The following is a 25797-nucleotide window of genomic DNA, read 5'->3' on the forward strand; positions in this document are numbered from 1 at the left end:
TGGGGTTTTCCGAAGCTCACGGACTTGCTAACACTTCAGAACTTCGTAAAGGCAAGAGATTTGCTTCACCATAACGAAGAAAATCTCTTGTAAAAATATCCTATTAGTTCAGGTAAATATTTATGGAAAAACGATGGGAATTCGGTTCTGAGTTTGATTGGTCAAATGAGTTTTTAATAGCATCTAAAACTAACAGTTTACTGCCTAAATTATATGAACTTTTTTCCACTGGTACAGTTTGTTTGATTTCTCTTAGCAGTCTATTAAATCAGAATAAAGGGCGTCAGTTACGACTGCATTTACCATCTTTTTTATGCATGGATTTTGCAACAAAACTCAAAAATAATTTTGAGATATGTTGGTATCGAGATTTGCCAACTCAAGAATCCCCAGATTTTAACTCCCTCAATACTTTGCCAGGTGATTTAGTTTTAGCAGTTAACTTATTTGGGGTTAGACAAAGAAAATTTTGGCAAGATTGGCTATCTAAGCATAATGATATTATCTTAATTGAAGACCATAGCCACGACCCTTTTTCTTCTTGGGCACAGCAAAGTAATGCTCACTATGCTATAGCTTCTCTGCGTAAAACTCTGCCAATCCCAAATGGAGGTATTATCTGGTCTCCCCAAAATCTTAAGTTGCCAAAAGCTTCTTCAGAATCACCAGCTAGTTGTAAAAAACTGACTGCGATGCTGTTAAAACGAGCTTATCTTAGTGGTGCAAATATCTCGAAAGATACCTATCGACGGCTAGAAATTGAAAGTGAGGAAGAACTAGATCGTGAAACTAATTATGCAGCTTCAACTTTTACCTCTAATATTCTAAACTGCCTGAACATTACAGAATTTAGGAGAAAAAAAGAAAAAAATGTCAAACATTTTTTGACTTCAATCTCAATTACAAACCACCCAAATTGGACGCCGCTCTTTACCTCTTGGCCTGATGGTTCTGTGCCATTTAATAGTATAGTAGTTTGCCAAAACACAGAAATTAGAGGAAATTTACGTAAGTACCTAATAAGTCAAAATATATTTCCACCGATTCATTGGCCGCAAACACCAGAAAATTCATCTAATGACCCTTTAGCAATAAATTTGTCAAAGCGCATTTTAACAATACCAACAGATCAACGTTACTCATTAGATGATATTAGTCGTGTGGCAGCAAAATTTCGAGAATTTTTCCAACAATATGACAATCTTGCTATCTCTATAATTGGAGGATGAAAAGTAATTCAAAATTCAAGAATTTATTGTTGTTCGCACAATTTTTTGAAGTCTTGAAAGTAAGCAGGATACATTACATGAAAACTTTTACTTACAAATTATCACAAGAGCAGCTAGCTCTTTTACCCACAGAGTCAGATATTGCTTTTTATGAAGAACACGGCTGGTTTATTAGCAAAAAAGTTATACCTGATGAGGTTATAGATGAAGCGATCGCAGGTAGCGAAAAGTTCTATCGTGGAGAGCGAGACGCAACACTTCCCTATAGTATTGGTTACAGCGACTGGAAGCCTGGAGATGGAGACGCTGTACGCAATAATCAACACGTTTCTTATCGGAAAAAAGAACTACGCAAGCTCGTTCTTCAGCCAATTGTTGGAGCGATCGCTGCTAGGCTAGCTAGAACTACAGAAATTCGATTATTTGAAGATACGCTAGTCTATAAGGCGCCCATCACCACTAGCGATCGAGGAGGGGTAGTTGGCTGGCATACCGATTACTCTTATTCTTCTAACTGCACCTCTAAAAAAATGCTTTCCGCTTGGATACCCTTCCAAGATATTGATGAAAATAAAGCACCACTAGTTGTTCTTGATGGTAGTCACAAGTGGTCAGATACCGAACATCTGCGTTGCTTCAATAACCAGAATCTCAAAGAGATAAAAGAGGAATTTGCCCAAAAAGGACGAGAGGTTGTTGAAGTACCTATCATCCTGAATAAAGGTCAAGTTAGCTTTCACCACTGTTGTACTATTCACGGTAGCTATCCCAATTACAGCAATTCAGTGCGCTTGGCATTTGCTTTATATTTGCAAGACTACGCCAATTGCCATCAACCTTTTTGGAATAACGGAGAACAAATTCATCACTTTCTTGACAGTATGTGTCGCAAACTGCCTAATGGTAATCCAGATTATAGCGATCCAGCAATATTTCCTATTTTGTGGTCAGCATAAGATAAATATTAAATAGTCAAATGTAGCAAAATAAATAGGGAGAATCACATGAATTTACAAGTACAAATAATTGAATTGACCAACGATTTGTGGTTAAAAACCTTGCAAGAAATCCGTCATGATTTTTACCATTTGCCTGAGTATACTTATTTAGAGGCTAAAAGAACTGATACTATCCCCGAGGCTATATTAATAACTGAAGGTGAAAAAAAGTTTTTTGTACCTTATTTGCTCAGGAAATGTAATGACATCCTCTTTGAAGGACTACAATCAGCAGATATTTTTGATGTTGTTTCCCCCTATGGCTATCCGGGGATCTTGCTCAGTGAAGCAGCTCTTAACACACCAGGATTTCTAGATGCTGCTCTAGATATGATGAAGCAGGAATTTCACTCTAGAGGGATATGCTCTGCTTTCTTTCGTTTGCATCCAATTCTGAATGAGAGTTTCACCAAAGTCTCTCAAACGGAAAATTTTAAACTTACAGGGGAAACAGTCTCAGTTGATTTGAGACTTTCTAACTTGTGGACTCACACGAGAAAGGGTCATCGTAGCACAATTAACAAGTGTAAGCGCCTCGGAATGATTGCAAGGATGGTTCCATTCCAAGATTATTTGGACGAATTTGTTGCAATCTATGAAGAAACCATGAGACGTGTCAATGCAACTACAGGATACTACTCTTTTAATTCCCAATATTTTACTCAAATGAATAATTTGTTAGGTCTTAGTCTTCATCTATGCATTGTTGAACACGAACATCAGATAGCTTGTGTTGGTTTATATACAGAATGTTGTGGAATTGTGCAAAGCACACTTGGTGGAACAAGAAATCAGTTTGTTCATTTATCACCAGGTAGTTTAGAAACTGACTATGCAAGATATTGGGCACAGGAACGCGGGAATGAATTTTTGCACTTGGGGGGTGGAGTTGGTAGTTCAACTGAGGATAGTTTATATATTTTTAAAGCTGGTTTCTCTCAATTGACTCACAAGTTTTTGACATTAGGCTTAATAATTGATGAGGAGAAATATGATAATTTGGTGAACTTAAGAGCGAAAGTTATAGGTAAAACAGCATTAGAGTTATTGCAGTCAGACTTCTTTCCCGCTTATCGTTCATATTGAATAACCATGATGCAACAAATTATACTTTTTAGTTCTCATCTTGGTTAACCAGTTAAGCTTGATAATGCTTCTAGTATTAAACTTTTGAAAATTTACATAAATCATAGCCAATGAAAATCCAACAACCATCCGTTTTAATTCCCGATCCATGCAAAAATCCTCTTGCATACTATGCAATACGCTGTCTTAAACAAGCTAATAGTGAATTTAATATAAATATGATTGTCTCCTCAGATCAAGTATCAGATGAGAATGAATGGTTATACTTTTACAAGCATTCGGCATATATTGATAATTTAGTTATTTCGGAAAATAGGATAAATTCAATAGAGTATTTAGATGAGGTAATTAGGATAATCGAAACTCAAGGAACAAATATTATATTTCCTGCTTCTGAAGAAGGCTTCAAGTTTGTTTCAAGATATAGAGATAAATTGTCAAAATTTTGTAGAATAGTAGCATTACCAAGTGAAGACATTTTAGATACAGCCTTTGATAAGTGGAAGTTACACCTTTTTTTACAAAAGCATAATATCCCCACACCTGAAACAGTTCTGCTTAAAGATATTGAGAAGATTAGTCAATTTAATTATCCTGTACTACTCAAACCGATTGATGGAAGTGGTGGGAAAAATATTCAAAAATTTGAGTCTTTAGAAAAAGAAAACTTTCAGGTTCTTTGTAATTATCCTAACGAGGTCTATATTGTTCAAAAATATCTACCTGGTCATGATATAGGTTGTAGTGTTCTTTGTCAGGATGGGCAAGTTCTTGCTTACACAATACAACAGCAATTAGGATTAACAGAAGGATTTACTCCTAAAATTGACAAATTGAAGTTTGTTCATGATTCTGCTGTTATTGATATAGTCAGAAAAACTATGAATGTACTTAAATGGAGTGGTGTTGCTAATTTAGACCTAAGATATAATTCTCAAACAGGACAAATTAATGTTATCGAAATAAATCCAAGATTTTGGCAATCTTTAATGGGTTCTCTCTCAGTTGGGGTAAATTTTCCGTATGCTTTATATTTAGTATCAAATAACATTACTTTTGAGCATATTTCTTATCAAGAACGATATTATGCTAAATTTCATAGGTTCATTCAAGATGCCTTCAGCGGCTCTTTAGAATATAGTTTGTCTGATACGAATGTTAAATATTTTTTATCAGACCCAAGTGGTATACTTCATCTCTTATTTTATAAGCTGATGAAACAGAATTTACTTCAAGATGTGAAAAGTATATTTTCTCGGCAATCTCAAAAATTACAAAATGTTAAATGACAGGCAAATGTAAAACTTTTTAAAGTCAAAATCGGGAATACTTTGAGGAATTTATGATAAAAACATTTGAATTATTGCAGCCTTCTCAGATAATCCAAATTACTGAAAATAATCATGGCTAAACCAATCTTGCTCTCGACTCCACATATGGGCGATCGCGAGCTGGAACTGATCAAAGAAGCTTTTGACACTAACTGGATTGCACCAGTTGGCCCACATGTAAATGCTTTCGAGGAAGAATTTTGTCAAGTAACTGGGGCTGGCTACGCTGCTGCTGTTAGTTCTGGTACAGCAGCTCTACATTTGGCTTTAAGGCTAGTAGGCGTCGAGTCTGGGGATGAAGTTTTTTGCTCTACCCTGACATTTATAGCTACCGCCAATCCAATTGTCTACTTAGGAGCGAAACCAGTATTTATTGATAGCGATCGCACTTCTTGGAACATGAATCCTGACTTATTGCAGGAAGCGCTAGAGAACCGCGCACGTTTTGGCAGATTGCCTAAAGCGGTGGTACTTGTGCATCTGTATGGTCAAAGTGCAGATATCGATCCCATCCTAAAAGCTTGTAATCAATATGACGTTCCTTTAATTGAAGACGCTGCTGAAGCTTTAGGTGCTACCTACAAAGAGCGTTCCCCCGGAACTTTCGGGCGCATTGGCATTTACTCCTTCAATGGCAATAAAATCATTACTACCTCCGGCGGTGGGATGTTGGTTTCCGACGATCCACAATTGGTGGTAAAAGCCCGTTTCTTAGCAACCCAAGCACGCGATTTATCTCCCCATTACCAACACTCGGAAATTGGTTACAACTATCGCCTCAGCAATGTTTTAGCTGGTATTGGTCGCGCTCAACTGGATGTTTTACCTGATAGAGTAGCAGCTAGACGACGGAACTTTAAGATTTACCAACAGGTTTTAGGAAATCTGTCAGGTATAGAATTTATGCCGGAAGCTATTTTTGGTCGTGCTACTCGCTGGTTAACCTGTTTGACAATCAATCCAGCAACTTTTGGAGCAGATCGAGAACAAGTCCGCATCGCACTTGCAGCACAGCAAATTGAAACTCGTCCTGTATGGAAGCCTTTGCATCTCCAGCCTGTGTTTGCTGAGTGTGAATATATTGGAGATACAGTTGCTAAAGATTTATTTACATCCGGTCTTTGCCTGCCTTCTGGGTCTAATATCACAGACGAAGATTTGGAGCAAGTGATTAGTGAAATTCTAGCAGTTCACCATAACAGTTTCAAAGCTCATACTTTCATGCCTCTATTTAACCAGTAGCTTGGCTTGCTTGACAAATTATCTATCTTCTTTTGCTTGTTTGCAATATTGAGTCATTCAATCTTAATTACATCCATCAATCATTAACAATTCAATATCAAATTATGGAATCTCCAACAGAAAATATCGTTACAGTTAATACATACTTACAAATTTTGAAGCGCCGTTGGGTATTTGTTATAGGGATATTTTTTCCAGTTTTGTTAATTTCATTGCTGCCTTTGTTATTAAGACAACCTAATTATGTGGCAGAAGGAAAGCTGCTGTTCCAAAAAACAAATATAACTTCTTCCCTAACGGGAGTGGAAACAGAAATAAACAAACTAGAATCAGTATCTCAGGATCAAAGCAATCCTTTAAATACCGAGGCAGAAGTTATACGCTCTATACCTATCGCGCAAAAAACTATAAACAGACTCAACTTGAAAGATGACAAAGGGGGGCTTCTAAAACTCCAGGATTTTCTTAAAAGGTTGACTGTGAAGAATATTGATGGGACTGATATTCTATTAGTTTCCTATCAAGATACTAACCCGGAAATAGCGACAGAAGTTGTTAATAGATTGATGGGTGCTTATTTAGAATACAATGTATCTGCTCATAGAAATCAAACAACGGCTGCTCGCAACTTTTTAGAAAAACAGGTGCCGATTGCAGAATTAGCTGTTCTAAAAGCAGAAGCAAATATAGCAAGGTTTAAAGAAAACTATAAAAGTGTTTCCCTGTCAGAAGAAGCAAGTAAGGCAGTAGAAAATATTGCAGATTTACAAAAGCAATTTAGTGAAGCTAAATCAAGAATTGCTGATGTCGATGCACAGTCTAAAGAAATCCGTGAACAATTGGGTATGAACTCTCGGCAGGCAATGATTAGGACTTCCCTTAGCCAAATTTCAGGCGTGCAAGATATTCTCAAAGAAATCCAACAGCTAGAGTCGCAACTTACACTCAGGCGAACTGTTGTACAAGACACCCATCCGCAAATTCTAGATTTAGAAGACAAGTTAAAGTCTTTAAACGAGCTACTGCAACAACGTATAAAAAAAGTTGCAGGAACGAATAAACCACAACTAAATCAAAACTTTGAACTAGGAGAGTTACAACAGCAGCTCTCAGGTAAACTTGTAGAATTAGAGTCAACCCGTCTTGGTTTAGAAAGCCAAGCCGCTGCTTTATCTAACTTACAAGCTAACTACAAACAACGTCTGAGTAATCTTCCGAGATTAGAACAACAACAACGTCAGTTAGAACGTAAAGCACAAGCCGCACAATCTACTTATTCACTTTTGCAACAAAAGCTAGAAGAAAGCCGTTTAGCGGAAAATCAGAACTTAGGTAATGCGAGTATGCTATCCGAAGCCCAAGTTCCTCAAGAGTCTATTTCTTCTCCTTTTATGGTTGTGAGTGCTTCCTTACTGGCTACCCTGGCTACTTTAGTGGCTATCTTTATTTTGGAAGCAACAGATAAATCAATTAAGACTGTTGATGAGGCCAAAGAGTTGTTGGGATTGACTTTATTAGGGATTATTCCTTCTTTTAGTAAGTCAAACAAATCCATTCGTGGTAAAGAAGAACTGGAGTTGTATAGTCAAAGGCTTGTGGTTTGTAATGCTCCGCGATCGCCTATTAGTGAAGCTTACCGAATGCTGCGGGCTAATCTGAGGTTTATGAGTGCTGATAATGAGTTAAAAATTATTGTGATCACTAGTTCCGTACCTACAGAAGGTAAATCAACAGTAGCAGCTAATTTAGCTGTAGTAATGGCTCAGATGGAGCATAAAGTCTTACTGATAGATGGAGATTTGCACTGTCCAGTTCAACATAAAATTTGGGAACTAACTAATAATGAAGGTCTAAGCAATTTGATTGTTGAGCAGGCGACACCCAGGGCAGCTATTAAACAAGTAATGAATAATTTAGATGTCCTCACATCTGGAGTAGTACCTCCTAGTCCAGCATCTTTGCTTGACTCAAAACGCATGGCTGCATTGATGCAAACTCTTGCTCCTAAATACGATTTTGTAATTATTGATGCTCCTTCATTAAATGTTGCTGCTGATGCTGCTATTCTGGGCCAAATGGCTGACGGTGTTTTGTTCGTAGTTCGTCCAGGGGTTGTTGATTCGGTTAATGCATCTTTCGCTAAAGAACTTTTAGAAAAATCTGGACAAAATGTCTTGGGACAGGTAGTGAATGGTGTAATTCCTAAGAATGAACCTCACAGCTACTACTACTTTAGAGAGGATGGCGATTTAAAGGTAACTCAAGAATTTTCCAGAAAGCTAGCAAAGTAAAGTTTTTTACCTACGGCGATTCCTGCATTGCTAGAGTTATTGGATATTGCCGACTCCATTATCACTATCGATACAAGTTGATAGTAATGAAGGAAAAATATATCTAAATTCAGACTTAGATGATTTGCTCAAACGTGCTTGTAGTTTGGCATTTAATTGTCTGAAATATAACCCTAAGAGGAAGAACGATCGCTCTCTGTGCGATGACATCAACGCTCCAAAATAGTTGCTCAATCAAAGTACAAATTGAGCGTAGGGCTAGCCCTTAACGTAGGCATCGCCCCACCCATTTACAGCGTCGCTACAAGTTCCTTTAAGCGATCGCGTCCATCGCGGAAGACTGGCCAACCATCCCCCACCAGCACTGCTTCTACCCGACTCAGTTGAGCCAACCTCTGCACAGAAGCAACAGCCTGCTCTCGATTCAGCAGCTTGTCATCTGGTAAAATAGTTAAACTACCTGCTTTACGTGCCCGGACTAAATCCCCTGTAATTAAAGTTGTCTCCTCCAGTAATAGAGCCAATTCACCGGGAGTTTTAGAACCGTGGAGTTCAATCACCTCCAGTCCTGGTACAAATTCTTCTCCATCAGACAGCCAGCGATCGCAAGGTATGGGAAAAGAGTCTTTTTCTGCCACAGGTCCAGCTATCTTAGCATAGGTTTGATCGGCAATTTCTTTACTTGCCCTGACATGCTCGGAATTCGTCAGCACAATCCAAACCACACCACCGAGGGATTTCAGATGATTCCAATCATGATTTGATAGGGCTACTGGGTCAATCAAGATGTTGCCATCTGGGCGAATCCAGGCAATCCCATTGAAATCAATATTTCTTGCCGGATTGAAATTAGACCAGCTATAAAGATCGGGACGGTGCAAAGATTTCATGATGATTCTGGATTGGTACTTCAATAATTGACTATTAATCTCAATAATTCAGTATATAGATTATAAGGTTCCATTCCCTCTGGATCTGGAATTTGAGTATACTACGATAAATCTATCGATATTATGGATTCTATCTGGTTTACAGAAATTCCCGCATAACCGCAATAGAGATCAACGGAGGCATAGGGGTGAGTGAGATTCAGCGGCAAAAGATATCAGCGAAGGCAGAACAGTTTACAGAGTCCGTGATTCGAGAAATGACACGGGTGGCACTGCAATATGATGCGGTGAATCTGGCGCAGGGGTTCCCTGATTTTCCCTGTCCCTTAGAGTTGAAACAGGCAGCTTACGAGGCAATAGAGGCAGATGTCAACCAGTATGCCATTACTTGGGGCGATCGCTCATTTCGTCATGCGATCGCTAACAAAGTTCGTTGGTATCTCGGCTTAGATATCGATCCCGAAACCCAAATTACTGTCACCTGCGGTTCCACAGAAGCAATGGCAGCTGTAATGCTGGCGACAGTCGATCCTAGTGACGAAGTAATTGTATTTGAGCCGTATTACGAAAACTACGGCCCCGATGCGATTTTAGCTGGTGCTAAACCCCGCTACGTGACACTGCATCCCCCCCATTGGACATTTGATGAAACACAGTTGTGTCAAGCTTTCAATGCCAATACCAAAGCTATTATTATCAACACACCCCATAACCCCACAGGTAAAGTCTTCACCCGTGAAGAACTCAACCTAATTGCTGAACTTTGTCAAAAGTGGGATGTGTTAGCGTTCACTGATGAAATCTATGAACATATTCTCTATGATGGCACTCAACATATTGCCCTAGCGACTCTTCCCGGTATGGAAGAACGCACCGTTACTATTAACGGTTTATCCAAAACTTACAGCGTTACCGGATGGCGAGTCGGCTACATTTTGGCAAACCCCGAATTGACAGGAGCGATTCGTAAAGTCCACGACTTTCTCACAGTAGGCGCACCTGCACCATTGCAACGAGCTGGAGTTGCCGCTATGCAACTGCCACCATCCTATTATCAAGAACTAGCCAAACTTTATCAGCAGAAGCGAGACAGCATTTTACAAATTCTAGATCGAGTTGGCATTCCCTATTTCGTTCCCAAAGGAGCCTATTACGTTCTTGCAGATATTTCCAAATTTGGCTATAAAACTGATGTTGAATTCACTTACCATCTGATTAAAGAGATTGGTGTTGCTGTAGTTCCCGGTTCCAGCTTTTTCAGCCAACCAGAAAAAGGAAATTCATTGATCAGATTTTGCTTCAGTAAAAGACCTGAGACATTACAAAAAGCGAGCGATCGCTTACTCAAATTACAATCAACTCTAAAACTAATATCCTAATATTCATTTATTCTCTTATCTTCTCAAATTTGGATGCGAAAATAAGAAATAAATGATTTTAAAAATCATTTAGGGCTGCTATATGGCTACTTACGACAATATTTTGCAAGCAATTGGTAGAACTCCATTAGTCAGACTAAACAAAATTACCGAAGATATACACTCAAGTATTTATGCCAAAGTAGAATATCTCAATCCTGGTGGGAGTACCAAAGATAGAATTGCCCTCACCATGATTGAGGCCGCAGAAAAAACAGGTCAACTGCAACCCGGCGGCACTATTATTGAAGCTACCGCAGGTAATACTGGTGTGGGACTGGCACTAATTGCAGCAGTGAAAAAGTATCGCTGTATTTTCGTCATGCCTGATAAAATGAGCCAGGATAAAATCAACCTACTCAAAGCTTATGGTGCAGAAGTCGTTGTTACTCCCACATCTGTACCGCCTGACTCGCCAGAAAGTTATAACGGTGTAGCGGAAAGACTTGCTAAAGAAATACCAGGAGCCTATAGACCAAATCAATTTGAAAATCCGAATAATCCTTTAGCTCATTACTTAACTACAGGCCCAGAAATATGGTCAGATAGTAATGGTAAAGTTGATGTTTTTGTTGCAGGTATGGGCACAGGTGGGACAATTTCCGGAGTTGCTAAATATCTGAAAGAGCAAAATCCAAATATAGTAATTGTTGGTGCAGATCCAGAAGGTTCAATTCTTTCTGGTGACACTCCAAAATCTTATAAAGTTGAAGGAATTGGCGAAGACTTTATTCCTAAGACGTTTAATCGTCAATTAGTCGATGAAATGGTTCGGGTTAGCGATAAAGAATCTTTTAATATGGCTCGTCGTTTAGCACGAGAAGAAGGTTTATTGGTAGGAGGTTCTTGTGGTACAGCAGTAGCGGCAGCGCTCAAGTATGCAGCCAGATTAACAGAGCCAAAGTTTATTGTAATCCTATTACCAGATACGGGCAGAAACTACATTAATAAAATCTATTCGGATGCCTGGATGCAGGAAAATGGTTTTTGGGAAGGTACAACCGTAAAAAGCATCAAAGTTGGCGAAATTCTTGCTCAAAAAATAGATTTTCCTTCTCTAGTTGCCGTCAGCCCGCGTGATACCTTGAGCAAAGCCACAAACTACCTACAAAAGCTGAATATCTCACAGCTACCTGTGATTGATAATAATCATGTAGTAGGAAGCGTCAATGAAGCCTCCTTAATGAAATTTCTCCATGATGGGATCAACTTTTCTAACCAAGAAGTTTCCGCAGTCATGGGTAAACCCTTACCAATGCTCGATGAAGAAGTGGATGTTTCCGAAGCTTATCGAGTTCTTTTATCAGGAACTACAGGAATTATTATTAAGCGGCATGATGTTCCCATTGGATTAATTACGAGAGCCGATTTAATCAGATATTGGATTAGTCAAACCCAAGAATAATCAAGGAAAAATCATGGAATTTGAGACGAGAGCAATTCATGAAGGTCAGCAATCAGACCCACAAACAGGGGCTGTAATTGTCCCTATTTATTTGACTTCTACTTATGAACAAGAATCTATAGGTAAACACAAAGGATATGAATATTCTCGCACAGGAAACCCTACACGTAACGCTTTAGAAGAGGCTTTAGCTTCTATTGAAAATGGGAAATTTGGTTTAGCATTTGCCTCTGGATTGGCTGCAACTACCACAGTATTAAGTCTACTGAAAAGTGGCGATCATATTGTTGCTGGTGATGATTTGTATGGTGGAACTTATCGTTTGTTAGAAAAGGTAGTGAAAAATTGGGGTGTGACAACTACCTATGTAGATATTGATAACATCGCTGATTTTGAAACTGCCATTCAACCAAATACTAAGCTGATTTGGATTGAAACTCCTACCAACCCTTTGTTAAAAATTATTGATATTGCCGCACTAGCAAATATTGCCCGTAGAAACAATATCATCTTAGTAGTTGATAATACCTTTGCTAGTCCTTATTTTCAAACGCCGTTAAATTTAGGTGCTGATATTGTGGTTCACAGCACTACCAAGTATCTAGGGGGACACAGCGATATTATTGGTGGCGCAGTCATCACATCTAACGAGCAACTATACACCGAACTGAAGTTTTATCAAAATGCGATCGGGGCGATTCCTAGTCCTTTTGATAGCTGGTTAGTGCTACGAGGAATTAAAACTCTAGCTGTAAGAATGCGAGAACATGAAAAAAACGCTTTATTTTTAGCTAAATTCTTAGAAAAGCATCCCAAAATTGAGCGCATTTATTATCCAGGGTTACCTACTCATGAACAGCATAAATTAGCAAAAGAGCAAATGTCTGGCTTTGGGGGGATGATTAGTTTGGAATTAAAAGGCGGTTTTGCTGAGGTTGAAAGATTCGCTTCCCGACTCAAGTTATTTTTGCTGGCTGAAAGTTTGGGTGGTGTGGAATCATTGCTTTGCTATCCTACCAAAATGACTCACGGTTCTCTACCAGAAGCGGAACGACTTAAGCGGGGAATCAAGGATAATTTAGTCCGTCTTTCGGTAGGAATTGAGCATCATCAAGATTTACAAGCTGATTTAGAAAATGCTCTAGGATAAAAATTGGGCATTGGGCATGGGAAAAACCGATTTTCATTCGGCGTTGTAAACTTGATTTATCGTAATTAGCCTATCTTCACAGATAGATTTGTTTCTGGTAGGGATTTAAACCCTGCCAGAAACATAATTACGAATTAGGAATTACGAATTTTTAAGCGTGTTTATCCTCAAGTTAATAGAAGTTAATAAATCCTTGTTTAATATAAGTTCATAAATGCTTTGTTTAGGTATTTGTTAAAAAACATGACATTATTTTTGATCCAAATTTAACTCTAATTTTTGATCCCCGATGGAAAGTTGACTTACTTAAGAAAACCCCAGCTTCAAACGGGAGTTTGTAAGCCTTAATATGTAGCAATCCTCAGAAAAACAACACCAAGCTAGTGTAGAATCATTCCAAATTTCCGGTAATTATATCGGGATAGTAGGCTTATAAATTCTGGAAAAAACCCCCTATTGACTCTTTAAAAAGATAGGACTAATGTTATGAGTAGTCCTTCCAAGGACACTATTTATGCATCAAAAAATCAGGAGGTATTTCCTATGATGATGATGATGATGACTGAAACCATAACTCCAGAAATGCAAACTTGCATTGATGCTTGTATGGACTGTCACAAAATGTGCATGGAAACTATGGCTTACTGCATGAGCAAAGGTGGTAAGCACATGGACAACAGCATGATGAGCATGATGAGCATGATGCGTGATTGTTCTGAAATGTGCATGATGTGCATGAATATGATGATGAGCGGTTCTGAGTTCATGGAACGCACTTGTATGCTTTGCGCGGAAATGTGCGATCGCACTGCAATGGCCTGTGAGATGATGAGCGATGACGCGAAAATGATGGAATGTGCTGCCGCTTGCCGTAAGTGTGCAGAGTCTTGCAGAAGTATGCACATGATGCCTGCATAATTCCTCTACCTAGCAGAAAGTACTCTGCAACCTAATATTCAAGCGCTCAGACTCTTTGGGTCTGGGCGCTTGAAGTAAAGACTTAACTAATCATAGACACGGTTTATAGCCGATTTGACGTTAAGTTGACAATTAAATAGCTAACCAATACTCAAATTGACATGCACAATCATATCGTTGAAATCCTTGTCACCACCCTTTGCCAAATCCTCAAAGCCAAAGGTGTTGTTTTCTAACAGACGAATGTGATCTGTCTTGTCTGAGTTAGCGCCCAAAAATGCGAAGTAAACCGCTGGATTGTTATTAGCATTGCCATCGAGAATGGCATCAGGTCTACCATTAACAATAAGAAACGGTGCAAACAGAGAATCAGGCTCAAAAGCCCCGGAGTAAGATGCGCTACCTTGGTTATTCACCGTCAAGTCAATGCCTGCAACTCGTCCACGCACAGCAGCTTCGGCATAACCAGCTTGCCCTACGAGAATATCTGCTGTACCATCGCCGTTGGTGTCAATACCACCATTTTCATCAGCCACTTGATAGAAACCGACAAAATTGTTGTATGCAGCTTCTCTATTGACTACAAAATCAGCTTTTACCGGTTGTGTCACACCACGTAGATCAAGGAGTTCTCTTTGTTGGTTTCCTTGTAAACCTGTACCCAAAGGTAAATCTTCATCTGTCGCCTGAATTGTTACCATCAAATCCTGGAATTCAGCATTGTTGCTAGCTTTCCAAGACAAAGAGAAGTTATTATTACCCAAGCTTGTGATTTTGACATTTGTCGAGTCAGAAATCAGTACATCTGTAAAAGCAGCTTGTCCAGCCAAGATACTATCAGTAGTGCTATTATTGCGTACCAAGTAAAATCTTAGCTGTTGACCAGAGGTAAATTCTGCCAAACTGGCTAAATCACTACTAAACCCAGTGGGATAATTGGTAAGTGAGGAGAGAATCACCTTGGATCGTTTCAAAGCTGCTTCAGTGTAACCAGCATCACTAGAGGCAATACCTTGAATCTTCCCTTGTTCATCATCTACAGCAAATACTCCCAGTTCATAAATTTGATTAGAACTCTGTCCTGTCAGCTTGACTGAGAGTGTTGCTTTTTCACCGTTACCTTTACCTTTGATAGTAAAGATATCGTTATTAGCATTCTTCGTAAGGGTTGGTATGTCGTTGCCATCGGAATCATCCAGATTATTAACTGCAATTGTCAACTCTTTGACATAAGTAACTCCACTTGCATCAGTTGTCTGAACCCGGATATTGTAACTAGATTTAGTTTCAAAGTCTGGGGAAGTGTTGATTTTGAGCTGATTGCCATCAACTGTGAATGCAGCATTGTCGGTATCGCCAGTCCCCGGTACTAAAGTGTAGGTGAATGTGTCGTTTGGATCTGGGTCGCTAGTGGTAAATGTGCCAACTACTGTCCCCGCAGATACGTTCTCGTCAACAACTAGCTGACTTACTGTCAAATCTGTGGGCGCATCGTTAACACCAGGATCGTCCAGATTATTAACTGCGATCGCCAATGCTTTCTCATAAGTAACTCCACCCGAATCAGTTGTCCGAACCCGGATGTTATAACTAGATTTGGTTTCAAAGTCTGGAGAGGCGTTGATTTTGAGCTGATTACCATCAACTGTGAATGCATTATTATCGGTATCGCCAGTCCCTGCGACTAAACTGTAAGTGAATGTGTCGCCTGCATCTGGGTCGCTGGTGATAAATGTGCCAACTACTGTCCCCGCAGGTACGTTCTCGTCAACAGCTAGCTCAGTTACTGTCAAATCTGTGGGCGCATCGTTAACACCAGGATCGTCCAGATTATTAACTGCAATTGTTAACTCTTTGCTATAGGTAACTCCACTTTCATCAGTTGTCTGAACCCGAATGTTGTAACTAGATTTGGTTTCAAAGTCTGGAGAAACGTTGATTTGTAGCTGATCGTTCACAATTGTGAATGCAGCATTGTCGGTATCGCCAGTCCCGGTTACTAAACTGTAAGTGAATGTGTCGCCTGCATCTGGGTCTGTGGTGGTAAATGTGCCAACTACTGTCCCCGCAGGTACGTTCTCATCAACAGCTAGCTGACTTACTGTCAAATCTGTGGGTACATCGTTAAAGTTATTAACCGCGATCGCCAATGCTTTCTCATAAGTAACTCCACCCGAATCAGTTGTCCGAACCCGAATGTTGTAACTAGATTTGGTTTCAAAATCTGGAGAGGCGTTGATTTGTAGCTGATCGTTCACAATTGTGAATGCAGCATTGTCGGTATCGCCAGTCCCGGTTACTAAACTGTAGGTGAATGTGTCGCCTGCATCTGGGTCTGTGGTGGTAAATGTGCCAATTACTGTCCCCGCAGGAACGCTTTCATCAACATTTAACTGGCTCAATGCCAAGTCTGTGGGAACTTCGTTGAGATTGTTAACTGCGATCGCCAATGCTTTCTCATAAGTAACTCCACCCGAATCAGTTGTCCGAACTCGGAGGTTGTAACTAGATTTGGTTTCAAAATTTGGGGAACTGTTGATTTTAAGCTGATTACCAACAATTGTGAATGCAGCATTGTCGGTATCGCCAGTCCCGGTTACTAAACTGTAGGTGAATGTGTCGCCTGCATCTAGGTCTGTAGTAGTAAATGTGCCAATTACTGTCCCATCAGGAACATTTTCATTAACATTTAACTGGCTCAATGCCAAGTCTGTGGGAACTTCGTCAACCAAGTAACGCACCACAGCAAAGTCAGTACCGTCAGTTCCGGCGACGATTATCTTGCCATCGGGCTGTTGAACAAGTCCATAGGCAATGTCGAGGGTGAGCAAGCCCAAATCAGTACTGACTTTGCCATCATTGTCGAAAGTGGTGTCGATTGAGCCATCGCTGTTGTAACGCACTAGAGCAAAGTCATTGTTGCTCACTCCTGCCACGAGAATCTTGCCATCTGCTTGTACAACAAGGCTGTAGGCAATTTCGTTGGGAAGAAGGCCGAAATCAGTAGTAACCTTACCATCAGTGCTAAAGCTCGTGTCGAGTGAGCCATCGCTGTTGTACCGTGCTAAGGCAAAGTCACCGTTACTCTCTCCGGCGACGAGAATCTTACCATCTGCTTGTACAACAAGGCTGTAAACGATGTCGATGGCAAGTAAACCGAAATCAGTAGTAACCTTACCATCAGTGCTAAAGCTCGTGTCGAGTGAGCCATTGCTGTTATAACGTGCTAAAGCAAAGTCACCGTTACTCACTCCGGCGACAATAATCTTGCCATCTGCTTGTACAGCAGTGCTATAGCCAATGTCGACGGCAAGTAAGCCCAAATCAGTAGTGACTTTGCCATCACTACTAAAACTAGTGTCGAGTGAGCCATCACTGTTGTAACGCGCTAGGGCAAAGTCAGTGCCGTCAGTTCCGGCGACAATAATCTTGCCATCTGCTTGTACAGTAGTGCTGTGGGCGATGTCAATGGTAAGACCGAAACCAGTAGTAACCTTGCCGTCACTACTAAAACTAGTATCGAGTGAGCCATCGCTGTTGTAACGCGCTAGAGCAAAGTCAGTGCCGTTAGTTCCGGCAACGAGAATCTTGCCATCCGCTTGTATAGCAAGGCTGTAGCCGATGTCGACGGCAAGTAAGCCTAAATCAGTAGTAACCTTGCCATCACTGTTGAAGCTGGTGTCGAGCGAGCCATCAGTGTTGTAACGCACTAAAGCAAAGTCACCGTTGCTGTCTCCTGCAACGATAATTTTGCCGTCGGTTTGTAAAGCAACACTGCGGCCGATATCAATAGCGATGAAGCCTAAATCAGTAGTGACTTTACCATCACTGCTAAAGCTGGTGTCAGGAAGTACTACAGCTAGTACTGAAGCGTAGGCTGCCATAACTTCTGGCTGGAACGCTAAAGAAGGAGCAATTACCCCCATGTTCACTTCTAGTTTCCAGTCACCGCCTAATGCAGCACTGCCCGTTAAATTATCAGATGCCACTACTACTGCACCTGTCAGTTCGCTCAGGCACTGGACAAATGCCATGCCTTGCTCTGTTTGAGCTACTTCACAACCGTACAGTAGCAGTTGTGCATCTGCACTCAACGCACTTGCCCAACCCATAAGTTGTGCTGCATAACGATTGAGTGTTTCGTGGCTGAGTTGACTGTTCCCTAAATAGACTCGTCCTGGTGCACCATGAGAAACAATATGCAGACTATTGATTCCCCGATGCAACGCCAGCACTTGATTAATTTGCTCAATGCCATCCCGATCGTTATCTAGAACTACGACAGAAGTATTCTGCAAAACACCTGTTACCAAGGTTTGGTAGTTGTCCACCTGTGAATCGATGAAAACTAGGCGATTAGCAGAAGTTTTCTCATCCAGGTTTTGAGCAGAATTGGTAGCGCTCTTGCTAGGTATTGTGTCCAACATAATTTAGGATTACTGAAAGTTTAGCTTTTACAAAGAAAGACAGAGGGTGTGCAATTCGTTGTGCGATGAATCAGGGGAATCAGTCCGTAAATAATCACACTAACTAAATCTCGAAATAGAAATGCTTGAATTCTTGGAGGAATACAGGTGAAAGCTAATCTCCACAGAACTAATTACACAAAAACTGCGTTGAAATTCTTGCCTGGTAAAGAATAAGCATGTGATTAATATTCTTTTTTATCTCTGATTAGACAAAAAGTATCCTGACTTTGAATCTTTTTCAAAGCCTCGCTTGATTAGTGAATCTAAAAAACTCTCGTTTGGAACCAAGCACGGAAAAACAAGGTTTTAAATATTCTCTAATGAGAGTAATAAAATACTGTTAATTATGTTGGATTGCTTTGTGACAAGTAATCGAACATAATTAACAATCTTTTTGCACAACGAACGAGCTAATCAACCTAAGAGTATTTACAAAAGCCAATGATTACCACAGTAATATTACTGATTTGTAACATGTATAAGTCATATAACACTACACATAGAAAGTACATTTTGCAGGTTAATTTGAAAATCTTGATATTTTCTATAATCCAACTAAAACAAAGCTTTTAGCCATTGAAGCTCATTTCTATATTTCGCGATCGCTTCTAAAGCTAGTGTCCAAATCAACCTTATTGATACTATTATCAATAATCTCAGCCTGTCTGAGTCTAAACCTTTTGCTCGCCTGATATTCTCCCAATAGATAATAAAATCGGGATGTGCAAACGATAATCACTCACAGCAAATTCAAGATTATCTAGGCTCATTAAATTGTGAAATTGAAAAAGAAAAATAGCTATTCGCCTGCTTTAGATTTAACCCCAATTTATCAATAAGTTTTTTACTTACCTAAGCTTAATAATTATGATATTTATTCATAAATAATTTCGGATCGCTATAGTCAATTGATTAGTATTTATTTTTGCTAACCACATACTTTCTAACTTGTGCGCTAGTATATGGTCTAATTGGAAAATATCAGCAGCGATCGCCTTTTAGCCGATACGATTCTTGCTTCACAGTGAACTGGAATTTGACTACTTTCAGGTCGTAGTTTAACCCAACCCTCCACAAGCATTTTATGAAACGCCTAAATATGCAATGCCCTCTGTTATATCATGTCCGGCTAATTAGTTATAATTCCCGAATCTATTCAGAAAACCTAAAAATCCCTCGCCTCTGCTCCTCTGCGGTCTTCACGATCAGTCTTTAACCGGACACGATATTACGTGTATCTCTGCGTTCACTCCATCAAAATCAAGCGCAGAGGATCTAAACGCACATACCAAGGAAAAGGTTGGTCTTTCATGGTCACCCATTTTTCTTTGAAGACTTCAGCTTGCAGATGGTAATCTTGAGAATTCTTGCCAGCTGAATGTAGTTTGAGAAACAACGTCATTCGATGGGGCGTTTCACTTGTTCGTACTACCCAGCAGGCAAAGGTATTTTCTTGTGATGAATCGTTGGTAAAAATGAACTGATGGGCACGAATGCCGACGTGGGATAATTCGCTCTTAATTGGTTCAATGACTTGAAGATTACAACCCCAATCAGTCGCTTCCACCTGTTGTGATGACTGGAGAACAGCACGGGAGAAGTTTTTGCATCCAGTGAGTTGAGCAACACTCACAGTAGCAGGATGCTGAAAAATATCATGTTTGCTGCCATAATGAACGGCTCTACCATGCTCCAATACCAACAGATTTGGGCAAATCCGATAGGCTTCTTCCATATTATGAGTGACAAATAGAGTCGCACCTTGGTAGCCAGCAAGAGTTTCTGTCATTTGCTGCTCTAATTGACTACGTAGATGGGTGTCAAGTGCCGAAAACGGTTCATCTAAAAGCAATGCTTCCGGTTGACTTGCCAATGCTCTTGCCAAAGCTACCCGTTGTTGTTGACCCCCAGAAAGTTGGTGCGGATAGCGATCGCCTAATCCCTGCAACTGCATCGCTATTAGTTGCTCCTCTACCTGTACTCTAATACTCCCAGCAGATAGTTTTTTGGGCAAGCCGAAAGCGATATTTTGCGCCACATTCATGTGCGGAAAGAGAGCATAATTCTGTACTAAAAAACCGATGCGGCGATCGCGGCTGGGTAAATTAATTCCCTGTTCCGAGTCAAACAGAACTCTGCCATTTAGAACTATGCGCCCAATTGTGGGTGTTTCTATCCCCGCAAGACAGCGCAAAATCATGCTTTTACCTGCTCCAGAACCCCCTAACAATCCCAAAGGTTGCTTATCAGTAGTGAAAGCAACTTTTAAATGAAAGCTAGGAAGGATTTTTTCAATGTTGACAAACAATCCACTAGATTCAAAGCTAGAGTGTGGAGTATAAAGAATTTCTCCCCCTGCTCCCTGCTCCCTGCTCCCTGCTCCCCTGCTCTTTTCCCTCAATTCTTGCCAGAAGTTGACTGCAATAATTCCAGATAGAGAAATCACCATAATTGCGATCGCCCAAAACCAAGCCTCGTCCATTGCTCCCGCTTCCACCGCAAAATAAATTGCCATTGGGATTGTCTGCGTTTGTCCGGGAATGTTACCAGCCAGCATCAATGTTGCGCCGAATTCTCCCAAAGCACGGGCAAAAGCGAGCATTGTGGCAGCGACAATGCCGGGTAGTGCTAAGGGTAAACTGATGCGCCAAAAAATTGTGGCTTCAGTTGCACCAAGGGTTCTAGCTACTCGCAGCATATTAGCATCTATTTGCTCAAAGGCTCCCAGTGCAGTTTTATACATTAAAGGGAAAGAAACTACCGTGGCTGCGATCGCTGCACCATACCAAGTAAAGACGATGGTGAAGTCAAAAGCCTGCATGAGTTTCCCTACAGGGCCATTTTTGCCAAAAAATAGCAGCAACAAGAAACCCACAACCGTAGGCGGTAAAATCAGGGGCGCAATAAAGATACCTTCAATCAACGATTTACCTTTGCCACGATATCCCAGCATCCAGTAAGCAGCAGCGATACCCAAGAAGAAGGTGATAAATGTGGCAAGTAACGAAGTTTTGAGTGATATCCAAAGAGGCGATAAATCCAATGGCATAGTTGTCTGGGCAAGAATTAGCTCAACTAATCCATAATTTACCAACTTTAGCTGCAATATGTTGTAAAAAGTTGGTAAACTACATTACAAAAACTATCCAAGCTTTAAACAAGATTCTCGTCCGGTTGAGTATAAAGTGTCAGAGTGGAAGTTATACCCGTTAAAACATCGTCATGGAGAGTGCCAAATCCTCAGTTGTAAATTTTCACTCTTCCCCTGCTCGATTACGCTTATCTTAAATTCGATTAATACATATCAAAAATAAATAGCTGAGTCACGTCATATACAACTTCGTATTATCTTGATGAATTTTCTACTAATTAGTATTTAATATTGTTAAATCCATAAGCGATAGTCTTCTTGAAGACATAATTCCAGGAATTTTGTCCTAAAAAATACGTTTTTTTCTTTACTTTTGCAGACTAATTAAATATAAAATATTTGTTATTAACTAACTTAAGATGTATGGTCATGCAATGCTAAACAATCAACAAATATTGTGCCGATAGAATGATTATTTATTAATGAGAAACTCTAGAATGAACACTAAATTTCCACTAACGTCTAACTATCTTCTCAAAAATTTCCCAGTAATTGAAACCGAAAAGTATATTCTCCGGCTTGCTTCTACAAAAGAAGAATTAGAATCTATTTTTCGGTTGCGCTTTGAAATTTTTAATATTGAACTAGGCTTAGAATATTCTGCTTCTAACCTTACCCAGAGAGATCAAGATGAATTCGATACATTTTGTCATCATTTGATACTCATCTTCAAACCAACTGGTAAAATAGTTGGGAATTACCGAATGCAATCTTATACAATGGCTTCTCAAGCCTTGGGCTTTAGTGCTGCTAAATATTTTAATATCAATGACATTCCTGATTCTATACTTCAGGAAACTGTAGAACTTGGGCGTGCATGTATAGCAAAAGAATACCGTAATATTCAGGCACTTTTATTACTTTGGAAGGGTTTAGCAAATTATCTTGTCTGGAGTAAAAACCAATATTTTTTGGGACGTGTAACATTTAAAACGCAAAGTCCTTTACAAGCTCGTTGTGCTTATAATCATTTTCAGCAAAAGAATTTGATGCATCCAAATATTTTGGTTTATCCAAACTCAGAATTTATTATAGAATTACCTCAACACTGTCCTAGACCATATAATGTTGAAATTCCGCATATTCTACAAGTATATTTTGCTTGTGGAGCAAAAATATGTAGCCTTCCATCTATTGGTCAATTTAAGCGGATTACTTTTTTAACCATATTTAATAGTAAAAACGTTGCTAGATATCACTAAGAATTCATCCCTTGATAACTGCCTGGATTTTAGACTAGATAATCAGACTCCAAGCCAAAAATTCAAAGCAACGTTAATGAGGATTTTTGTCAAAATAAAAGCACAACATTGTTGTGCTTCTATAGATTATTTGTATTCAGTTGATTATGACAACAAGAGATTTTCTTAATTAGTCCAGTTTACTGCTGTAGGCACTGAAACCATAAGCCAAAGTTTCTTTTAAATTACCTGATGGCTTGAGACTTCTGTTGATGGCTTTAGCAAATGGTACTGGGATTCCTTTGATGGTTTCCGGCAAAATTGCATATTCTTCTGTTGGTTCGACAATGTATTGTGGACACTTCGTTTTTATACCAACAGTAGCTAACATTTCCTCTATTTCAGTGGCTGAATATTGCTTTAGATAAACTGGATTTCTCACAAAGGGGTTCAGCTTTCTCACAAAATTATGGATAATATGAGAAGGACAAGATTTGTTGTGAAAGGAATGATTAAAAACAAAAATTCCACCAGGTTTTAGCACCCGAGAGATATCAGCCAGCAATTTTCTTAATTGTGCATCTGGGATATGCATAAAAACGCAGTTAGAAATTACCAAATCTATAGAATTATCTTCTAAAGGCAATATTTCAGCAGAAGTGCAAATCAAGTTAAATTCAGCTTCTGGAAAAAAATCATATTCTTGTTTAACCTTGATTAACCGCCGTAATAAAGGTTCAGAAATATCAATTCCGTAATATTTCTCACATCTCAGGTTTTTCGCTTTAGAGAGATGTAAAGGTGCACGACCATAACCAGAACCAATTTCCAGAATAGAACCAACAGATTTATTCAATGGAAATTTGTTCCAAGTACCTCCAGGCGTGCCAGTTAGCAGAGTGTAATCTTGTTTAATGGGCGATGTTTCTGCAACTTTTTCAATTTTTTGGGAACCATAATATGTTTTACCAATTGCGTCCCATGTTTTTTTATGTTGAGTATTATTCAATTGTTCATAGTCGCTAGGAAAATAAATACCATCTCGTAATTCATAGTCATTCAGACTGAGTTTTGGATTTGTTAATTGAGTCATTAAGATTATTCCTCATTAATAGTCAAGTCTGTTTTCTGTTATACTCTTAACTCAGCATTAACCGCAAGTGATTTTTACTGAACCGCTTCCCCTTAGTCTTTTTTCAAAGTCTATAATTCGATGGAATGTAGCAGGGGTGCACAGATGTGCGCTCAAAGCGTCTATTGCATCCATAGACGCGTAGCGGCTACTCTTACGAGAACGCTTTCAGCGAACCCGCAGGGTACGAAAATCGCTATAATAACAACCCGTCGCCTGATCAGAACACAAGTTCGTATACATTAGTTGATGGACTGCAACAATTGGAGGCTGTGATGGTAGAAGGGTCACAACAAAAACGGGTGGTAGTTGTAGGTGCTGGTTGGGCTGGCTTAGGAGCAACCTACCATTTGGCAAAACAAGGTTATGATGTGACACTTCTAGAAGCAGGCCCCTATCCAGGTGGATTGGTGGCAGGTTGGCAAACAGCATCCGGAAAATCTGTTGAAGCTGGCATTCATGGCTTCTGGTATCCTTACAAAAATATTTTTTCCCTAATCAATGAATTAGGAATTAATCCTTTTACTACTTGGACTCGTTCTTCGCAATATTCGCCAGCAGGTTTGGAAGTTGAATCACCAATTTTTCAAGACTTACCGCGACTTCCCTCTCCACTAGGAACTTTTCTTTACACTCAGTTTAAGCGGCTGCCACTAATTGACCGTCTCAGCGCCCTGCCTTTACTTTATGCTGTGGTTGATTTTGACAATTCTGATGCAGCTTGGCGACGCTATGACTTTGTAACTGCCCGTGAATTGTTCAAAGACTTTAACGTTTCTGCACGGCTTTACCGCGAGGCTTTTGAACCAATGTTATTAGTGGGCTTGTTTGCCCCTGGTGAACAATGTTCAGCCGCAGCAACTTTAGGGATGCTTTACTTTTTTATTCTGGCTCATCAACCGGATTTTGATGTAGTTTGGTGTCGGGGAACTGTCGGAGAAAAGATATTTCGTCCTTGGGTGGAACGTATTGAAAAAGCTGGTGTGCGAGTCTTACCCAAGCGTCGAGTTACAGACTTAATTGTTGATAGTAATCATCGAGCAAAGGGTGTGGTTTGCGGTGATGAAGCTTTTGATGCAGATGCGGTGATTTTTGCGGTTGGGATCACAGGGATGAAGAAAATTGTCTCAACTAGCCCTAGTTTACAAAGTCGTGAAGAATTCCGTAATTTGAGCAATTTGGGAGCAATTGATGTTTTAGCAACGCGGCTATGGTTTGACCGCAAAATTGATATTCCTCGTCCTTCTAATGCTTGCTTTGGATTCGACGCAACTACAGGTTGGACATTTTTTGATTTGAATGCCTTGCATGATGAATATCGAGATGAGCCAGGAACGGTGATTGAAGCTGATTTCTATCACGCAAATCAGTTTCTCAGTTTGAGTGATGAGGAGATTTTACCAATAGTTCAGGGTTATTTAGCAACTTGTGTGCCAGCGTTTCGGCAGGCAAAGATAATTGATAGCAGTGTAATTCGGCTACCTCAGGCAGTGACCCACTTTGCACCTGGTAGCTATCGTTATATGTTGCCCGCTAAAACAAGTTTTGAGAATGTGTTTATGAGTGGGGATTGGATTGTGAACCGTCATGGTTCCTGGTCACAGGAAAAGGCTTATGTTACTGGTTTGGAGGCGGCGAATTTGGTGGTGTCTTATTTGGGAGAAGGTCAGCCATCTGAGATTTTAGCTGTAGAAGAGGATGAAGCGCATATCCAAGTGGCGCGATCGCTCAACCAAACTTTGCGTGACTTGAGCAAATCTATCCTACCTGACTTTTGGCTACCGTAATCTGTAGGGGTGTATAGCATTGCATCTCTACTGGATGTATATTTCTCGCAAAGAAGAGTGAATCATTAATTGTAATCTAAATTCGGTAAGCTAAAGAAAGCTATTGCGATACCATCCTT

Annotated in this window: 16 protein-coding genes; 12 read left to right on the forward strand and 4 right to left on the reverse strand. The window is 39.9% G+C overall.

The window, feature by feature from the left end:
* Window positions 1-413 precede the first annotated feature (413 nt).
* From RM347_RS17460 to RM347_RS17485, 6 genes are all read left to right on the forward strand, one after another.
* Window positions 414-1229, forward strand: coding sequence for a DegT/DnrJ/EryC1/StrS aminotransferase family protein (locus tag RM347_RS17460; protein WP_428850570.1), 816 nt, complete (start codon window positions 414-416; stop codon window positions 1227-1229).
* A gap of 77 nt (window positions 1230-1306) precedes the next feature.
* On the forward strand, window positions 1307-2185 hold the full coding sequence (locus RM347_RS17465) for a phytanoyl-CoA dioxygenase family protein (protein ID WP_322717664.1): 879 nt from the start codon (window positions 1307-1309) through the stop codon (window positions 2183-2185).
* A gap of 48 nt (window positions 2186-2233) precedes the next feature.
* Entirely contained in the window at window positions 2234-3313 is a 1080-nt protein-coding gene (locus RM347_RS17470) for a FemAB family protein (protein WP_322717665.1), read from the forward strand.
* A gap of 110 nt (window positions 3314-3423) precedes the next feature.
* Window positions 3424-4602 (forward strand): ATP-grasp domain-containing protein, encoded by a 1179-nt coding sequence (locus RM347_RS17475; protein ID WP_322717666.1) that lies wholly within the window; start codon window positions 3424-3426, stop codon window positions 4600-4602.
* Between the two features lie 114 nt (window positions 4603-4716).
* Complete coding sequence (locus RM347_RS17480; protein WP_322717667.1) at window positions 4717-5886, forward strand: DegT/DnrJ/EryC1/StrS family aminotransferase; 1170 nt, start codon at window positions 4717-4719, stop codon at window positions 5884-5886.
* 104 nt (window positions 5887-5990) lie between these two features.
* A complete protein-coding gene (locus RM347_RS17485) occupies window positions 5991-8177 on the forward strand; it encodes a GumC family protein (protein WP_322717668.1) in 2187 nt (728 codons plus the stop codon).
* A 290-nt stretch (window positions 8178-8467) separates the two neighbouring features.
* Here the strand turns inward: RM347_RS17485 and RM347_RS17490 are convergent, their stop codons facing one another.
* On the reverse strand, window positions 8468-9067 hold the full coding sequence (locus RM347_RS17490) for an MBL fold metallo-hydrolase (RefSeq protein WP_322717669.1): 600 nt from the start codon (window positions 9065-9067) through the stop codon (window positions 8468-8470).
* A 188-nt stretch (window positions 9068-9255) separates the two neighbouring features.
* On the opposite strand from RM347_RS17490, the gene RM347_RS17495 reads away from it, so the two are divergent.
* From RM347_RS17495 to RM347_RS17510, 4 genes are all read left to right on the forward strand, one after another.
* A complete protein-coding gene (locus tag RM347_RS17495; protein ID WP_322717670.1) occupies window positions 9256-10446 on the forward strand; it encodes a pyridoxal phosphate-dependent aminotransferase in 1191 nt (396 codons plus the stop codon).
* An 82-nt stretch (window positions 10447-10528) separates the two neighbouring features.
* Window positions 10529-11890: a cystathionine beta-synthase gene (locus RM347_RS17500; protein ID WP_322717671.1), complete on the forward strand. Its 1362-nt coding sequence runs from the start codon at window positions 10529-10531 to the stop codon at window positions 11888-11890.
* A 13-nt stretch (window positions 11891-11903) separates the two neighbouring features.
* A complete protein-coding gene (locus tag RM347_RS17505; protein WP_322717672.1) occupies window positions 11904-13040 on the forward strand; it encodes a cystathionine gamma-synthase in 1137 nt (378 codons plus the stop codon).
* Window positions 13041-13586: 546 nt separating this feature from the next.
* A complete protein-coding gene (locus RM347_RS17510) occupies window positions 13587-13958 on the forward strand; it encodes a four-helix bundle copper-binding protein (protein ID WP_322717678.1) in 372 nt (123 codons plus the stop codon).
* 140 nt (window positions 13959-14098) lie between these two features.
* Here the strand turns inward: RM347_RS17510 and RM347_RS17515 are convergent, their stop codons facing one another.
* Together RM347_RS17515 and modB are read right to left on the reverse strand one after the other, a co-directional pair.
* A complete protein-coding gene (locus tag RM347_RS17515; protein WP_428850571.1) occupies window positions 14099-18385 on the reverse strand; it encodes a DUF4347 domain-containing protein in 4287 nt (1428 codons plus the stop codon).
* 1288 nt (window positions 18386-19673) lie between these two features.
* Entirely contained in the window at window positions 19674-21476 is a 1803-nt protein-coding gene (gene modB, locus RM347_RS17520) for a molybdate ABC transporter permease subunit (RefSeq protein WP_322720725.1), read from the reverse strand.
* Between the two features lie 539 nt (window positions 21477-22015).
* Between modB and RM347_RS17525 the strand changes: the two genes are divergently transcribed.
* Complete coding sequence (locus RM347_RS17525; protein ID WP_322720701.1) at window positions 22016-22780, forward strand: GNAT family N-acetyltransferase; 765 nt, start codon at window positions 22016-22018, stop codon at window positions 22778-22780.
* A gap of 169 nt (window positions 22781-22949) precedes the next feature.
* Here RM347_RS17525 and RM347_RS17530 read toward each other — a convergent pair whose 3' ends face one another.
* Window positions 22950-23852: a class I SAM-dependent methyltransferase gene (locus RM347_RS17530; protein ID WP_322720702.1), complete on the reverse strand. Its 903-nt coding sequence runs from the start codon at window positions 23850-23852 to the stop codon at window positions 22950-22952.
* Between the two features lie 314 nt (window positions 23853-24166).
* On the opposite strand from RM347_RS17530, the gene RM347_RS17535 reads away from it, so the two are divergent.
* Window positions 24167-25678, forward strand: coding sequence for a hydroxysqualene dehydroxylase (locus RM347_RS17535; RefSeq protein WP_322720703.1), 1512 nt, complete (start codon window positions 24167-24169; stop codon window positions 25676-25678).
* Window positions 25679-25797: the final 119 nt, after the last annotated feature.

This window comes from Nostoc sp. ChiQUE02, from assembly GCF_034531305.2.
Taxonomy (GTDB): domain Bacteria; phylum Cyanobacteriota; class Cyanobacteriia; order Cyanobacteriales; family Nostocaceae; genus Nostoc.

Coding starts and splice junctions, on each gene's coding strand:
- RM347_RS17480 (WP_322717667.1), top strand. CDS start 4,717: ATGGCTAAACCAATCTTGCTCTCGACTCCACATATGGGCGATCGCGAG.
- RM347_RS17485 (WP_322717668.1), top strand. CDS start 5,991: ATGGAATCTCCAACAGAAAATATCGTTACAGTTAATACATACTTACAA.
- modB (WP_322720725.1), bottom strand. CDS start 21,476: ATGCCATTGGATTTATCGCCTCTTTGGATATCACTCAAAACTTCGTTA.
- RM347_RS17535 (WP_322720703.1), top strand. CDS start 24,167: ATGGTAGAAGGGTCACAACAAAAACGGGTGGTAGTTGTAGGTGCTGGT.
- RM347_RS17475 (WP_322717666.1), top strand. CDS start 3,424: ATGAAAATCCAACAACCATCCGTTTTAATTCCCGATCCATGCAAAAAT.
- RM347_RS17505 (WP_322717672.1), top strand. CDS start 11,904: ATGGAATTTGAGACGAGAGCAATTCATGAAGGTCAGCAATCAGACCCA.
- RM347_RS17500 (WP_322717671.1), top strand. CDS start 10,529: ATGGCTACTTACGACAATATTTTGCAAGCAATTGGTAGAACTCCATTA.
- RM347_RS17465 (WP_322717664.1), top strand. CDS start 1,307: ATGAAAACTTTTACTTACAAATTATCACAAGAGCAGCTAGCTCTTTTA.
- RM347_RS17510 (WP_322717678.1), top strand. CDS start 13,587: ATGATGATGATGATGACTGAAACCATAACTCCAGAAATGCAAACTTGC.
- RM347_RS17525 (WP_322720701.1), top strand. CDS start 22,016: ATGAACACTAAATTTCCACTAACGTCTAACTATCTTCTCAAAAATTTC.
- RM347_RS17490 (WP_322717669.1), bottom strand. CDS start 9,067: ATGAAATCTTTGCACCGTCCCGATCTTTATAGCTGGTCTAATTTCAAT.
- RM347_RS17515 (WP_428850571.1), bottom strand. CDS start 18,385: ATGTTGGACACAATACCTAGCAAGAGCGCTACCAATTCTGCTCAAAAC.
- RM347_RS17470 (WP_322717665.1), top strand. CDS start 2,234: ATGAATTTACAAGTACAAATAATTGAATTGACCAACGATTTGTGGTTA.
- RM347_RS17530 (WP_322720702.1), bottom strand. CDS start 23,852: ATGACTCAATTAACAAATCCAAAACTCAGTCTGAATGACTATGAATTA.